This is a genomic window from Rhizobium sp. 05N49, assembly GCF_056396805.1.
In genome coordinates this window covers 13218-28086 of sequence record NZ_JBFTME010000020.1, presented here as the reverse complement: position 1 = coordinate 28086, position 14869 = coordinate 13218, and the positions used below count along the sequence as shown (strand labels likewise).

15 protein-coding genes are annotated in these 14869 nt (G+C 60.3%); 5 read left to right on the top strand and 10 right to left on the bottom strand.

Annotated elements, in window-relative coordinates; genetic code table 11:
• Position 1: 1 nt before the first annotated feature.
• Genes AC1DF8_RS29010 through AC1DF8_RS29000 form a run of 3 tightly spaced genes read left to right on the top strand, consistent with a single transcriptional unit; the run spans position 2 to position 1985 of the window.
• Positions 2–538 carry a tetratricopeptide repeat protein gene (locus tag AC1DF8_RS29010; RefSeq protein ID WP_113015368.1) on the top strand — a complete coding sequence of 179 codons (537 nt, stop codon included), beginning with the start codon at positions 2–4 and terminating at the stop codon, positions 536–538.
• 49 nt (positions 539–587) lie between these two features.
• Positions 588–1190: an RNA polymerase sigma factor gene (locus tag AC1DF8_RS29005; RefSeq protein WP_478156007.1), complete on the top strand. Its 603-nt coding sequence runs from the start codon at positions 588–590 to the stop codon at positions 1188–1190.
• Positions 1191–1985: an anti-sigma factor family protein gene (locus AC1DF8_RS29000; protein ID WP_112969813.1), complete on the top strand. Its 795-nt coding sequence runs from the start codon at positions 1191–1193 to the stop codon at positions 1983–1985.
• A gap of 31 nt (positions 1986–2016) precedes the next feature.
• On the opposite strand, the gene AC1DF8_RS28995 is transcribed toward AC1DF8_RS29000, so the two are convergent.
• The 6 genes from AC1DF8_RS28995 to AC1DF8_RS28970 all read right to left on the bottom strand — a co-directional run bounded on the left by AC1DF8_RS28995 (position 2017) and on the right by AC1DF8_RS28970 (position 7843).
• A complete protein-coding gene (locus AC1DF8_RS28995; protein WP_478156004.1) occupies positions 2017–2664 on the bottom strand; it encodes a hypothetical protein in 648 nt (215 codons plus the stop codon).
• Positions 2665–2896: 232 nt separating this feature from the next.
• Positions 2897–3454: a hypothetical protein gene (locus tag AC1DF8_RS28990; protein ID WP_478156002.1), complete on the bottom strand. Its 558-nt coding sequence runs from the start codon at positions 3452–3454 to the stop codon at positions 2897–2899.
• Positions 3455–3825: 371 nt separating this feature from the next.
• Positions 3826–5019, bottom strand: a complete 1194-nt coding sequence (locus AC1DF8_RS28985) for a (R)-mandelonitrile lyase (protein WP_478156000.1) — start codon at positions 5017–5019, stop codon at positions 3826–3828.
• Between the two features lie 69 nt (positions 5020–5088).
• Entirely contained in the window at positions 5089–6168 is a 1080-nt protein-coding gene (locus AC1DF8_RS28980) for an alpha/beta hydrolase (RefSeq protein ID WP_478155998.1), read from the bottom strand.
• A 29-nt stretch (positions 6169–6197) separates the two neighbouring features.
• The gene (locus AC1DF8_RS28975; protein ID WP_478155996.1) at positions 6198–6665 is read right to left on the bottom strand and encodes a cyclophilin-like fold protein; all 468 of its coding nucleotides are present in this window, start codon (positions 6663–6665) and stop codon (positions 6198–6200) included.
• Positions 6662–7843, bottom strand: a complete 1182-nt coding sequence (locus AC1DF8_RS28970) for an MFS transporter (RefSeq protein WP_478155994.1) — start codon at positions 7841–7843, stop codon at positions 6662–6664. Before AC1DF8_RS28970 ends, AC1DF8_RS28975 begins: the two co-directional genes overlap by 4 nt.
• A 120-nt stretch (positions 7844–7963) precedes the next feature.
• Between AC1DF8_RS28970 and AC1DF8_RS28965 the strand changes: the two genes are divergently transcribed.
• Entirely contained in the window at positions 7964–8863 is a 900-nt protein-coding gene (locus AC1DF8_RS28965; RefSeq protein WP_165132759.1) for a LysR family transcriptional regulator, read from the top strand.
• Positions 8864–9223: 360 nt separating this feature from the next.
• Here AC1DF8_RS28965 and AC1DF8_RS28960 read toward each other — a convergent pair whose 3' ends face one another.
• The 4 genes from AC1DF8_RS28960 to AC1DF8_RS28945 all read right to left on the bottom strand — a co-directional run bounded on the left by AC1DF8_RS28960 (position 9224) and on the right by AC1DF8_RS28945 (position 13143).
• A complete protein-coding gene (locus AC1DF8_RS28960) occupies positions 9224–9967 on the bottom strand; it encodes a GntR family transcriptional regulator (protein WP_478155991.1) in 744 nt (247 codons plus the stop codon).
• A 166-nt stretch (positions 9968–10133) separates the two neighbouring features.
• Entirely contained in the window at positions 10134–11264 is a 1131-nt protein-coding gene (locus tag AC1DF8_RS28955) for a sugar phosphate isomerase/epimerase family protein (RefSeq protein ID WP_478155989.1), read from the bottom strand.
• 68 nt (positions 11265–11332) lie between these two features.
• Positions 11333–12208 (bottom strand): amino acid ABC transporter permease, encoded by an 876-nt coding sequence (locus AC1DF8_RS28950; RefSeq protein WP_478155987.1) that lies wholly within the window; start codon positions 12206–12208, stop codon positions 11333–11335.
• Positions 12209–12213: 5 nt separating this feature from the next.
• Positions 12214–13143: an ABC transporter substrate-binding protein gene (locus AC1DF8_RS28945; RefSeq protein WP_478155985.1), complete on the bottom strand. Its 930-nt coding sequence runs from the start codon at positions 13141–13143 to the stop codon at positions 12214–12216.
• 577 nt (positions 13144–13720) lie between these two features.
• Between AC1DF8_RS28945 and AC1DF8_RS28940 the strand changes: the two genes are divergently transcribed.
• Positions 13721–14833 (top strand): ABC transporter ATP-binding protein, encoded by a 1113-nt coding sequence (locus AC1DF8_RS28940; RefSeq protein ID WP_478155983.1) that lies wholly within the window; start codon positions 13721–13723, stop codon positions 14831–14833.
• The last annotated feature ends 36 nt before the right edge of the window (positions 14834–14869 follow it).

Genomic DNA, 14869 nt, shown 5'->3' with positions numbered 1-14869 from the left:
CATGACGACCAAGACTGTCCGCATTGCTTCCCTCGTGCTCGGCAGCTGCATTGCCGCTTCTGTCTTCTCCGGCCCCGTCTTCGCGATCGGCGACGACAGCAGCACCATGCCGGTCTGCAAGAAGGGCGAGATCTACGACAAGAAGGCAAAGAAATGCGTCAAGCAGCAGAGCGCCAATGTAACGGACGACAACCGTACCGATTACGCCTACTCGCTCGCCAAGGCCGGCCGCTATGAAGAAGCGCTCGCCATGCTCGACACGGTCCAGGACAAGAACAACGCCGAATGGCTGAACTATCGCGGTTATGCCACCCGCAAGCTCGGCCGCACGGACGAGGGCATCTCCTACTATCTGCAGTCGGTGAAGCTCGATCCCCAATACGCCAAGGTCCGCGAATATCTCGGCGAAGCCTATGTCATCAAGGGTGAGCTCGACCTCGCCAAGGAGCAACTGACGACAATCAAGGCGATCTGCGGCACCGGATGCGAGGAGTATCAGGACCTCAACGCTGCCATCATCGATCCGTCGAAGATCTGAGCTTGCGCGAGGCAGGAGAGAGGCAAGGTTGATTGAAGGGTATTTCCGGATGTCGGTCGCACATACCACATTTCCTGCCTATAGTCGCGCCAGAACAGAATCGCCGGCCCGACCGGCGATTCTGAAACAGCCAGTCAGCGCGGAGGCGACCATCGCGAGCGAAGCGGATATCAGGAGCGGCCTGGCGGAACATCTCGACCGTCTGTGGCGCTATGGTTTCGTCCTTTCGCATCAGCGCGACGTGGCTGACGATCTTGTGCAGGCAACCTGTGTTCGCGCACTGGAGCGGGTCGATCAGTTCGTAGCAGGCACAAGGCTCGACCGCTGGCTGTTTTCGATCCTGCATTCGATCTGGCTGAATGAAATCCGCGCCCGTCGCGTGCGCCAGGGTCAAGGGTTCGTCGATGCAGACGAGGCGCTCACCTTTGACGGCGCCCGCGACACCGAAACGCATGTCATGGCGAACCAGGTTTTGAAACAGGTGAACGCGCTGCCCGAGGCGCAGCGTTCGGCGGTTTTCCTCGCCTATGTGGAAGGGCTTTCCTACCGCGAGGTCGCCGCCATACTCGATGTTCCGATCGGCACCGTGATGAGCCGGCTGGCAGCTGCCCGCGCGAAGCTCTCCGAGGCCGTACCGGTAGGGGGGATTTGAATGAACACGAAGCACTCAATGCCCTCCGACGAGGAACTGACCGCCTTCATCGACGGTGAACTTGGGCCTGAAGAAGCTGCCCGGATCGAGGCCATGGTCGAGAAAGACGAGGCTGTCGTCGAACGGCTGGAATTCCTGGCGCGGGCAAGCCTGCCTTACAAGCAAGCCTTTGCGCCGCTGCTCGATGCTGCTCCGCGGGCAAGGCTCGTAGCCATGTTATCAGCCATTCCCGCCGCCCGACCTGCAAGGCCGGCTGCCTTCGTGAGCCGTCGAGGCTTTCTCGGCGCGCTTGCCGCGTCGGTCGTTGCCGGCGTCGCCGTCGACCGCGCCATGATCGGTGTCGGAGCAAGTTTCTCGCGCAAGGATGAAAACAGCGAATGGCGCGCCGTCGTTGCCGAATATATCTCGCTCTATACGCCTCAAACGCTCGCCGGTCCCGTTCCGGCCAGAGATGTGCAGGCAGCGCAGCTCGCCAGCCTGGACGGCAACCTCGGCCTGCAACTCTCGCCGGAGCAGGTCGCCCTGCCGGACATCGATTTCAAGCGCGCCCAGATCCTGCAATATGATGGCAAGCCGCTCGCCCAGATCGCCTATCTGGATCCCGAGACCGGCCCGATGGCGCTCTGCATCGTCGCCTCCGACGGCGGCCCGAAGGCCCCCGATATCGAAGGCCGCAAGGGCATGAATGTCGTCTATTGGGCGAACGCCACCCATGCCTTCATGCTCATTGGCCACGCACCCGTAGACCGCATGACCGAGATCGCCGATGCGGTACGGAGCAAGATTTCCGTCTGACGAGCAGCTGACGGCTTCTGGCCGTCATCCGTCAATTCGCCGTCTTGGCAAGCAGAAGATTTGTCCGTGATGCGCCGCCATCCGATTCCGGCGGCTGAGCGTTGACCTCGATGATATCAGAGGTTTTCGGCTTCAGGGTCGGTCGCGCCGCCTTGGCGGGCAAGGGTGCGCCCGCTGCCTTGCCGGCCGAGCAATTTCCGGACGTGCTGCTCTCGACATGCGGTTTGCCGTCAGCGCCGCCGAAGTAACGGACGCTGCGGGTGCAGACGCCGTTGCCGGACATCGTCGAAACCATCGAATAGCCCTGCATGCCGGCCGGCAGCCCATTGAGGTCGACATCAGTCTGATTGCCCGGCGATGTCCGCATCATGCTGTCTGCCTGTTGCATCATCGCGGCAGCCTGGCGGTCCATGGCCGCGGATATTCGGTCCAGATCGGCAAAGGGAGCGGAAGGCCAGAAGGGATCGAAAAGGCCCGAATCCGGCTCACTGTCGAACCGGATTTGCGGCGGTCGGTCACCGGCGTAGCGAATGCGCTCGAGCGAACCATCGGGTAATCGCACGACGAGGACATGGGTATCGGGTGATTTGTGATCGAGGCTCTCGGCCACAGCCGGGCCGGTAAGCGCGGCGGCGATTGCCGCGGCGCTCATGAGAAATGCGATACGAAGCCTTTGCATAAGGGCCTCCTGAGATGGGAAGAACACCAATCCAACTGTCCGCACGAACCAAGTGCAGCGGGGACGACGGTGAGGATCATTGTGGCGCAGGCCGAATTTGTGGCGCGCTGCTGCGGCGTGGCGACGCAGAACGCGGGCATCGAAAGCATATCGCGCAAAAGTGTTCGGCGGTTTTGCGGGGGAGATGACGAGGTAAAGCCTGGCAAGCGAATCCGCGTGATCGCAACGCGCTCTAGAACGGCTGTGTCTTGTCCGAAACCTGGCTGGCCCGATTGACCGGGACGAGGCGGTTCAGGCAGTTGACATAGGTCGTATACATCTGTTGCAACCGCGAGAAAGGCACCACCCAAGGCTCTTCATTTCCGGCAAAATCCAGCTCGATATCCGGCGTGCCGACAAAGGAATTCTTCAGGACCTTCTTGATCTGAGCCACGCCCGTCTTCTCGGTTGCCGGCAGGATGCGAAGCGTTTTGCTGTCGAAGGCTTCGGCCGCAACAGCCTTGGTGCCGGAATAGCCGATGAGCGTCACCTTGGTCGTCGTGCCCTCGGGAATATCCCAGCCATCCTTCGAAACCAGCCACATGGCACTATCGAGGCTCTGGCGGAATTCGACCGTCTTGCCGAGCTCGTTGTTCCAGACCAGCCGGCAATAAGATGGTTTCTCACCGACGAACCCGACCGACCACTGTCGCGCCTCGCCCATCCATTCTGTCTCGCTCTGGGTCGTCTCGCTTCGGGCGGTGGCCGGAAGGAGAAGTGCCGCCAGCAATATCGCAGAAAAGGTCTTCATGGCTCGAATCGTCTCCAGGGAGCTGGGGTGATTCTAGCGGCGGAAGGTTGAGGTTTTGCTACTGCGGTTGGCGCAAATTGGGCGCAGAAAAGATATGAACTGAAGATCGCAGAGTTTAGCGGGAGAGAAATTTTGGCTGGGGAACCTGGATTCTCACATGATTTCAATGACTTAGAGAAATCACCTTTGTTTTCCTTATCTTTTCCCATCGCGAGCGACCGTGGATGCCACCTTTGTGCCCTGGCTTTGGGCATCAGTCAACAGGACGGTCGAGCGGCAATAATTTCCGCTTACTGGGCGGAAATTATGCGGCAGAATAGAGGACGTTGGAAAGTGACGACGGGAAAACAGATCCCATCGTGACACGCCTTTCAATCAGCGAGCGAACCTTTTTCGTATTCCTCGTCTGACACCTTCTCCATCCATGTCACGGAACTTCCGTTCATCGCCTCGGCCACGGCGAAGTGCGCCATCGCTTCGGTACTTACCGCTCCGTGCCAGTGTCGGACATGGGGCGGAATCCAAACTACGTCTCCCGGCCCAACCGTCTGGACCTCTTCGCCCTCCCTCTGCACCCAGCCGCGGCCGCTCACGATGAACAGCGTCTGACCGAGGGGATGGGTGTGCCAGGCGGTACGAGCGCCTGCCTCGAAGGAGACCCTCGCGCCGCCGACGCGGGCCGGCGCTTCGGCCTGGTAAAGTCCCGAGATTTCCACCTGTCCGGAGAAATACTGTAGGGGCCCCGGCGTCCTGCCGCTGCCCGCCTGGGTGATCTCGATGTCCTGCTGCGGTGTAGTCATAGTGTTTTCCTTCCTTTTCTCAAAGACATGCTTGAGCACGGGCACGGCGGACATGGCTCGGGGCCATCCTGCGTAGAAGGCGATATGGCTCAGGACTTCGGAGGTCTCCGCGGCCGTCAGTCCATTGTCCATGGCGCGGTTGGCGTGGAAGGGCAGTTGTTCGGGCTGCCCGATGGCGATCAGCGCCGACATGGTCACGAGGCTCCGGTCACGCGCCGAAAGATCCGGCCGCCGCCACAGGTCGCCGAACAGAACGCGATTGGTGAGATCGGAAAGTACCGCCGCCGTTGGCGCGACGGTCGTGTCGACGGTGGCCTTGCGGGCAGCCTCGGCCGTGGCCTCGAGTTCCATGCGTGCGTCTTCGCTGTTCCGGACGGCTCCGATCTGTCGAGCATCAAAGACCTTCTTCGTCTCCTCGACCGCGGAGATGGCATTCGGCCAGCCGGAATAGAAGGCGAGCTGGGTGATGAGCTCGCCGATCTCCGCAGGCTTTACTCCGTTGTCGAGGGCGCGGCCGACATGTGCCGCGATCTGCGCCGTTTTCCCGGTAGAAACGATTGCCGAGACCGTGACGAGGCTGCGGTCGCGCGGGGCGAGTTCCTTTCGTTCCCAGACCTCGCCGAACAGGACCTCGTCCGTGAAGTGGCCGAGGCCGGGTGCGACGTCGTATACAGCCGGCGGAGCTATCCTGCGGCGTTCTTCCTGGGCTTCGACGCCTGTCGCGGCGATCGCCGAGATTGCGATGGATGCAGCGATATTCTTCATCTTCAAATCCTTCTCAAGTAGTACAGCGTCCTCGCAGCCACCGGCTCGACGACGTCCGGCGAAGCGGGCTTATGCCAGATGCTGTCCGAAGAAGTCGGCCATCCGGTCGAATGGTATCTTGTCCATCCGGTCGTACAGGTCTGTGTGGCTCGCACCGGGGATGATCATAAGCTCCTTCGGCTCCGCTGCCGCGGCGAAGGCGGTTTCCGCGAAGTAGAGGGAATGCGCCTTCTCGCCATGGACGAACAGGATCGGTCGTGGCGAGATTTCAGCAATGTAGGTCAGGATCGGCATGTTCATGAACGAAAGCGGGGTTGTCTGCGACCAGGCATTGCCAGAGTTGACGGCGCGGGCGTGATAGCCGCGCGGCGTCATGTAATAGTCGTGGTAGTCGACGAGGAATTGCGCTTCGCCTCCCTTGAGCTCGTTGTAAGGGGGCTGATAGGCAGGGGCGCCTTTCTCCGCATCGGTCCAGCGCTGCCGGCTCATTTGATCCAGCGCTTTCGTCCTCTGCTCGAGCGTCACGCTGTCGTTGTAGCCCTTCGACATGACGCGGGTCATGTCGTACATGGTGCTCGCGACGACGGCCTTGATCCGCTTGTCGACAGCCACTGCATTGAGTGCCATGCCGCCCCAGCCGCAGATGCCGATCATGCCGATGCGCTCGCGGTCGACGAAGGACTGAAGGCCGATGAAGTCGACGGCTGCGCTGAAGTCCTCGGTGTTGACGTCGGGGGAGGCGATGTTGCGGGGCTCGCCGCCGCTTTCACCGGTAAAGGATCCGTCGAATGCGAGGGTCGCGAAACCACGCTCGGCCATCGTTTGGGCATAGAGACCGGAAGACTGCTCCTTCACGGCGCCGAACGGGCCGCCGACGACGACTGCTGCGAGCCTGCCGCTTCCCCTTTCTTTCGGAAGATAAAGATCGCCCGACAGCGTGACGCCATACCGGTTCTTGAACGAGACCTTCTGGTGGTCGACCCTGTCGCTCTTCGGGAACACCTTGTCCCACGAGCTCGTCTGTGCGAACGCCGGCGTTGCGGCAGCCACTGGAATGACGCCGAGTGCTGCGACGGCGACGCCTGTCGCCTTCATAAGGCTCCGCCGGCCGGCGTCGAATCCTTCGGTATTGTCGGTCTTCCTGTTCATCCGTGATCTCCTTGGATAGAAGTTTTGTCTTACTGGATGCGTTCGATGCGCAGCGGGAATTTCCCCCGGACGTGCAGCGCCTCGTAGCCCTCGTCGAAGCGGCCGAGGCGCACGAGGCCCGGATGCTTGTAGTCGGCGTAGAACATCGCCAGATTGCCCCAGGGCATGTAGTAGCAGAGGTCGTAAGGCCGCTCGTTCGAGAACGACCCGTGCCCGTCCACCGTCAGTTTGCGGGGCAAGTAGGCGATCTTCTCGTTGGAGCCGAAGTCGTCGATCTCCAACTGCAGTGGCAGCATCGAAACGAAGTCGCGTGCCGACGGGTTGTCGTAGAGGGTCGCGGTCATCGTGTGCGTGTCGAATATCAATCTGATCTTCACGTCGGTGCGCTCCTGATCGTTAGGGCCGTTTTGGCTGAACACTCTTGTCGGTAAGATTGCGGCTGCCGCCGCCGAGACGAGAAGGCCGCGGCGGGTCGAACCTATGCGCGACACGCTCATCGGGACCTCCTGATGGCACGCCATGTGGCAATGGACATAATCGACGAGCCGAGCAGCAGCACGGCGGCGAGCGTGAAAGTCGAGCGCCAGCCGAGCGTGTCGAAGAGCAGGCCGCCGAGGGATGCGCCAGCCGTGATCGCAAGCTGGATAACGGCCACCTGCAGGCCGCCGCCCGCTTCCGCGTCGTTGGGAAGTGCCCGGCTCAACCATGTGCCCCAGCCGACCGGAGCGGCGGTTCCGAGGAAACCCCATCCTATCAGGGACAGGATCACGGCGAGTTTCATCTCGCCAAAACCGATCATCGCGACAGCGATGCAGGCCATCAGCAGCGGAATGGCGACGAGAATGATGAACAGTCGGCGGGATAGAAGCTTTCCGATGACCCATGTGCCGACCGCTCCGGCCAGACCCATCACCAGAAGGGCGATGGAAAGGGTTTCGATGTCCAGTCTGGTGACCGTTTCCAGGAACGGCCTCAGATAGGTGAAGAGCGCGAACTGACCCATAAACAGGAGAAGGATCGCCGCCATGCCGAGCGCGACGGGTAGCCGTCCAAGAAGCCGGAACACGTTTCCTGATGCTTCTCCGCGTGGCGAAAGGCTGGGCAGGCTTATCCACTGCCAGATAAGAGCGAGCAGCGCGATCGGTACGACAAGGAAGAAGGCGCCGCGCCAGCCGATGTAGGCGCCGAGAAGGCTGCCAAGCGGAGCCGAAATCGTCGCGGCGATGGCATTGCCGGCGTTCAGCAGCGCGAGCGCCTTTGGTACCTGATCCCTGTCGACGAGGCGCATCACGATCGACGTCGACATCGACCAGAAGCCGCCGATCGAGATGCCGAGCAGCGCTCGGCCGAGCATCAGGACCGAGTAGGACGGTGCGATGGTGACGAGGATGCCGGACAACATCAGTAGCGCGGTCAAGGCCAGCACGAGCAGGCGCCGGTCAAGTCGACCTGCCAGGGTGGCGATGGACAGGCTCGTTATCACCGCGAAGATCCCGGAGATCGAAATCGCCTGACCCGTATTTCCTTCCGAAACGCCTAGGTCGAGAGCGATAGGGGTCAGCAGGCTGACTGGCATGAACTCCGACGCGATCAGCACGAACACGCACAGGGTCATGGATAGAACGGCCCCCCATGCCGACGGTTTCCGTTCGATGTTGTCTAAGGTGAGCGTCATGGCTTTGTCCTGGACCTTCACTGTTCAACGTTGCGCTGAAGATAGTCCTCATCTACTTTTCGGATTAGACGGACCAATCCGCATGGACCTATCGATTTTCAACATGAATAGGATGCGCAGATGCAACGCGAGGACATGAAGGACTTGTTGTGGTTCCTGGAGGTCGCGAAGGAAGGGAGCTTCACCAAGGCAGCCGCAAACCTTGCGACGTCTCAGTCTACCCTCAGTCATACAATCAAGCAGTTGGAGGCCCGCCTCGGCGTCCGTCTTCTTACAAGAACGACCCGCAGCGTCGCGACGACGGACGCTGGAGAACGCCTGTTCAGATCGATCTTACCTCGGTTTGAAGGCATTGAAGCGGATCTTGGAGATCTGGTCGCATTCCGCGAGAAGCCCTCCGGCACCGTCAGGTTGACCTTGTCCGATCATGCTCTGCAGACAACCGTATGGCCAAAGTTATCTGTCGTTCTCGACAAATATCCCGACGTCAAGGTGGAGCTCTACGCCGACAATGGAATGCGCAACATCGTGGAAGAACGCTTCGATGCCGGCGTTCGCCTTGGGGAAAACGTCGACAAGGATATGATCGCCGTCCGGATCGGTCCTGATTGGCGGCTCCGCGCAGTCGCTTCACCAAAATACTTCGCCAGACGCGGGCGTCCTCAGGCGCCTCAGGATCTAGTGGGTCACGTCTGCATCAACATGCGTCAGGCGACGCTCGGCGGCTTCTACGCGTGGGAGTTCGAAAAAGACGGCCGGGAACTGCGGGTGAGGGTGGATGGCCAGTTAAGTTTCAACTCCTCGATTTCGCAGCTAGAGGCCGCGGTCTCAGGCTTCGGCATCGCCTACGTTCCTGACAACCTTGTGGAGGAGCATATTGCCGATGGCCGTTTGCAAGCTGTCTTAGATGACTGGAGCCACCCATTCACCGGCTACCATCTCTACTATCCCAGCAGACGTCAGATGTCGCCTGCCATGGCGGTAATTGTGGACGCTCTTCGGCAGCGTGGATCAAATTGAGTTGAGCGAATTTCAGGTGCCGACCGGATACCAAGGTCCCCAGCCAATTTCCTAGCCGTCTTCGAACACGACGGATAGCCAACGGAACTGCGGCGGAGATCGCCCAACTTATTGAGAAGACGTCACTTTTCCGTGCGGGAGATAGTAGCCAGTTTGGATCGAAAAATCAGTCAAAAACGACTTGCCTGGGGACCCTGGATTCTCACATGATTTCAATGACTTAGCGAAATTGCCTTGAAATTCCCTCTGTTTTCCAATCGCGAGCGACCGTGGACGCCACCTTTGTGCCCTGGCTTTGGGCCTCAGTCAACAGGAGGACCCAGCGGCAATTATTTCCGCTGCTGACCTCGTTGGAGTGACTCAGGAAAAGTTCTCCAGTACTGCGAGGAACGTGTGCCGATCACCATGTCCCTCGGTCAGCCGCACCCGCCCCTCGATGTCCGCCAGATGATGATCCATTAGATCCTGTGCCTTGGTGAGATCCTTTGCCTTCAGCGCTGTAACGATCATACGGTGATGGTCGGCACCACAGTCGTCCTTGCGGTCTTCTTCGTAGAGCGACATGACGAGGGWGAGGCGGGCGACGATTTTGGAGAGCATTTCCGTCAGCACGGGATTGCCTGCGAGATCGGCGAGGACGATGTGGAACTTTCCTGATAGTACCGTTTTCGACTTTTCGTCGCCGTGATGGTGGATGTGTTCCTCCTCGTCCGTCAGCCTCTCCAGCGCATCAAGTTGCTCCGAGGTCGCGCGCATGATGACGAGTTCGAGAAGCAGTCGCTCCAGCTTCCGCCGCGCCTCGAACAAGCTCTTGGCTTGCTCGATGCTCGGCTCGGCGACGAAGGTGCCGCGGTTTTTCTTGCGTTCGAGAAGGTGGTCGCTTTCCAGCACGCCAAGCGCACCGCGAACGACGGTTCGGCTGACCCCGAAATGCTCGGCAATCGCTTCTTCGAGAATCTTGGTCCCCGGCTTGAGCGCGCCTTCGCCGATCGCCGCCGCCAGCGTGTTGCGGATGCGTTCGGAAACGTCGTCGTTGTCAACGGTGTCCGTCGCCCCGTTGGAGGTTGTGGACGGTTTCAGGCTTTGACGACGCGTCTTCTTCATCATTCCTCTCCGGGTTCTGCAGCCGCCGCCGGTTCACACCGGAAGTCGTGACATATCCGATATCGGTGCGCCGTAATTTTTTCCATAAGAATGTTTGTGCGCAATTTGATGTTTCCACCATAAGCTGATGATATCGGGCGGCCGAAGCCGCCGTCATTTCAGCCGATCAGGCTGCCTTCTTGTCCGCTGTTGCCGAATTCAGCGCGATGCCTTTGTCTTTGCAGATCGTCTCGATGTGACGTGCCGACTGCTTGATGAACACGATTGCTTCATTGAAGCCGTAGGACTGGTGTTCGTAGCTTGGATAGCCGTACTGGCTGGCTTCATAGGCCTCCCAGTTCGGGACCTCGCCGGATGCCACACGCTGTTCGTAGGCATCCACCAGCGCCATGTAAGCGTCGAGCTCTTCGGCTGTGAGGTCGGGATGGCCCGCGCGCCAGATGGGATCGTCGATCTGGATGCACTGGCGCGGGTTTGCCTTGCGCGGTTTGTCGGCGACGGAAGCCGCCACCTCCAGCGAGAGGTTGAGCGTGGGGTTTGTTTCGGCAAGGATTGGCAGGATCGTCTCGAAATCGACGATACCGCCGCCGACGGGGCGGGTCTGGAAGTCGAGGCCGCCGGGCGCGTGGCCGACATAGGCGTCCTTGATATGCGTCTGGCGGACGAAGGGGGCTAGGCGCTTGGCCGCAAAGACCGGATGCTCGGCGCGCTGCAGGCCATTGGCGGTGTCGAAGACCGCGCCGACGCAATCGGCGCCGACCTTCTCGATCAGCCGCAGGATTTCGAAGGAGGTGATCTCGTCATGGGTCTCGATGTTCAGATGCGCGCCATGCGCACGGGCAACGGGCGCAAGCTTGTGGAGCACCTTCTCGATGCCGATCAACTGGTCTTCCCAGGTGATGTCGGTACGGAAGCGGTCATTGGCGAGACGGCCGCGATACTCGGACTTAAAATTGCCCGGCGCGACCCAAAGCTCGAAGCAGCCGATAGCGGCGCTCGCCTCGATCATCCGCGTGAAGCCGGCAATGATGTCGCCGTCGCCGACAGCGCGAAGGGCTGGCTCCTCGGCGCTGCAATAGGGATTGATCTTGCCAACCCCGCTTTCGAGGTAAAGGCCGAGCTCATCTGCCTTCGCCCTGATGTCGCGCAGCTCACCCAAGTCGAGCGTCGGGCTCATGTCCAGCGCAGTGGAGAAGAAGATGCCTGAAAGGCCGAGCTCCTTGACGTGGTGGAGGCTGCCGAGTGGGCCGCGCTTCTTCGATTCCGGCAGTTTGATGTTGTCTATGCCAAGCTTCACGATGTGCTCCTTGTCGTTTCCTGAGAGGCCTCGCTGCTTCGGCGAGGCCCTCGGTTATTGGTTGGCCCTCAGGCGCGTTTCGCGGTGCGGGATCCGTCAGCGCCCCTGCGGTATTTCGGTTGGAGGCTCTTTTCGAGATAATGCTGGCCGATCGACGCCACCGTGGTGATCGCGAGGTACCAGATGGAGGCGACGAACAGCAGCTCGATCACCAGGAAGTTGCGGGCGTAGATAACCTGCGCTTGCGTCAGCAAGTCCTGCATGCCGATGACGGAGACGATGGCGCTGGCTTTCAGCATGCCGATCGCCTGGTTGCCAGTCGGGGGCACGATAAGGCGCGCCGCCTGTGGCAGGATGACGGTGCGGAATGTCTGCCGGGGCTTCAGTCCAAGTGCTGTCGCCGCTTCCCGCTGTCCACGGTCGATCGCAAGCAGGCCGCTGCGAATGATCTCCGACATGTTAGCGGCCTCGTGCAGACCGAGCGCCAGGAAGCCCGCGAGCGCCGGCGTGACGAGGTCGTTGATCGAGATGCTGTAGTGTCCCATCCCGACCTGCGGAATGAAGAGCGCGATATTGAACCAGAGGAAGATCTGGACGATCAGCGGCACGCCGCGAAACCACCAGACGAAGCCTGCGGCAATCGCCTTCAGAACGATGTTCGTCGATGTTGCCATCACGGCGAGAAGGCAGCCGAGGGCGATGCCGAAGACCATGGCGCCGGCCGTCAGTTCCAGCGTCAGCAGGACGCCGCGCAAGATCGAGGGATTCACGAGATAGCGCGGAATCTCCGACCATTGCACGCTCTGGCTCTGTGCCACGGTGGCTGCGAGAAGCACCAGCGCGAGGATCGCGCTGGCAGCCGTTGCGAACTGTCCCCACTTGATCGACCGCATGGCCGGTGGCGGCAGGCTCATTGTCGTTGTCGGCGTGGTGAACAGTGCCATGGGGTTCACTCCGCGGGCATGCTGGCGGCGTCGTTGACCTTGACGGTCTTGACGGCGAGCGCGCCGAGGCTCCACTTCTTCATGATCGTCTCGTAGGCGCCGCTGTCGACCATCTGCTGCAGGGCGGCGACGACGGTGTCGCGGAGTTCCGGATTGTCCTTCGATATCAGCATGCCGAGGTAGCCGACGGCGAGACGGATTTCCGGAAGCGCCTGCAGGCCCTTGCCGTTGCCGGTCTGGTGTTCGGTCGTGTAGACGCTGGTCGCATAGCCGTTGACGGTGGCGTCGGCGCGGCCGGTACGCACGGCCTGCAGCACGTCAGGCATCTTCGGGATCGCCATGATGTCGATCGGTGTCTTGCACTTTGCCGAGGCGGCCTCGACCATCTTGCCCTGGAAGGTGCCGACCGGAACCGCAACCTTCTTGCCGCAGAGGTCTTCCATGCTCTTGATGCCGAGCGGGTTGTCCTTGATCGTCATGATTGTGGTGGCGTCATACATGTAGTCGATGACATCGACCTGCTTCTCCAGCTCGACATCGTCGTTGATGCCGGAAATCGTCATATCGAAGCGCTTGGAGAGGATTGCGGGAACGATGGCGGCGCCGGCGCCGACATCCGTCATCTGGACATTGAGCCCGAGGATGACGCCGAGGGCCGCGGCGATATCGGCGTCGATGCCGACAAGCTTGCCGTCGTCACCGTGGAAGCTGATCGGCGGCGTCAGATCCGTCGCGACCTTCAGAACACCTGATGCCTTGATGGACGCGGGAAGACCATCCGCCAGCTTTTGGGTCAGCACCACGCCTGGGAGCTTGCTGACGTCAGCCGCTTCCATCTTCTCGGCCGCGCTCTCCGCTGCATGGGCGGAAAGTGACATGAGGGTGATGAGTGCCGTGGCGATGCCGGTCTTCAGAACTGTCTGCACGTTTTTCATGGGATCCCCTTTTTTTCGATTTTTGCTGTGCGTGAATTTTCAGGAATACCCAAGCAATCACCGTGCCAGTTTTGTTTTCGAGGCATCAAGCAATTGAATATGAACGGCTAAATTTCCTCCGCATTGGTCCGAATAAAGTTTCGAATATTATTTCGCATAATTATTCGCAATAAGAGTGATTAAAAAGTCGCCCTTGCGTCGATTTACTGAGCGAAACTGCCTTAAGTCTCGTCTTTTCCCTTATTCCTATTCTTTTCATGATGGCTAGTGGCCGGCGAAATTGCCTGTTTCTCGCCAGACGCTGCAGATATCCGGTCGATAAATGTGCAGAATTCTGCACGACATCGAACCTGCATGGCAAAACTTTAGACACATAACATTCCGAAATAAATGGCGGAACTTTATAATAATAAAGTTTCGAAACCTCATAAATCATAAAAATCGACTTATAATCAGGCACTTGAAACTGTGTCGCTTTGCGGTCTCTGAATCTGGCACGGCCCTTGCAACTCTCTTTTCATGAACGTGCTCCGGTGTTGGAGCGCTCGTTGCCACCACGCGAGATTAGGGAAGCCATATGCTGGACATCGCAAAGACTGCCGATCGCAAGCAGCTCAGTGTTCGGGGCGTTACCCATAGCTATGGCGGGCAGAATGCCGTCAACGACATTTCCTTCGATGTCGAGGCCGGCGAGATCGTCGCACTTCTGGGACCGAGCGGCTGTGGCAAGTCGACGGTGCTGAGGGCGATCGCAGGCCTCATCCAGCCGAAAGCGGGCAGGATCGTGCTCGGCGACGACGACCTCGCCAATGTCTCCGCCCGTGCGCGCGGTATCGGCATGGTCTTCCAGAATTACGCGCTCTTCCCGCATCTGACCGTCGCAGAAAACATCGCCTATCCGCTCGCTTGCCAAAAAGTGCCGCGCGCCGAGCGAAACGCACGCATAGCCGAAATGCTCGCGCTTGTCCGGCTCGACGGCTATGGCAACCGCCTGCCGCGCGAACTCTCCGGAGGCCAGCAGCAGCGTGTCGCCGTTGCTCGCGCCCTCGCGGGCCGCCCGTCGCTGCTGCTTCTCGACGAACCCTTCGGCGCGCTTGACCGGGCACTGCGCTTCGACCTGCAGGTCGAGCTCCTTCATCTGCAGAAGACGCTCGGAATCACCACCCTGATCGTCACCCACGACCAGGAGGAGGCGCAGAGCCTTGCCAGCCGCCTGGTGCTGATGAACAAGGGCAATGTCGAGCAGATCGACACACCGATGGCCGTCTACGACCGACCGAGGACCCTGTTCGTCAACACCTTCATCGGCCAGACCAACGTTCTCCAGGGGGCCGTTGCCGAACTGGGCGAAGGCAGCACGGTCATCGCCCTGAAGAGCGGCGAACGCCTCGTCCTGCCGCGCCGCCTGAGCTTCACCACGGGCTCGGATGTCACCATCACCTTCCGGCCCGAAGAGGTCCGCCTGATGACGCAGCCGGGCGTGAATGCGCTCGCCGCGCGCGTCACTGTTTCCGTGCCGCTCGGCCCGACGCTGATCCACGACCTCGTTCTTCGCGACGGCACAGGCCTGCGCGCCTCCGAGGTTCGCGGTCCCAGTACGGCAATCCCTGAAATCGGGGCCCAGCTTTTCGCAGAGATCGACACCCGCAGGTGTCACGCATTTCCGGCCGAACCGGAAAGCATCCAGTGAATGCCAACAACGGAATGACATCAACAACAACCAACA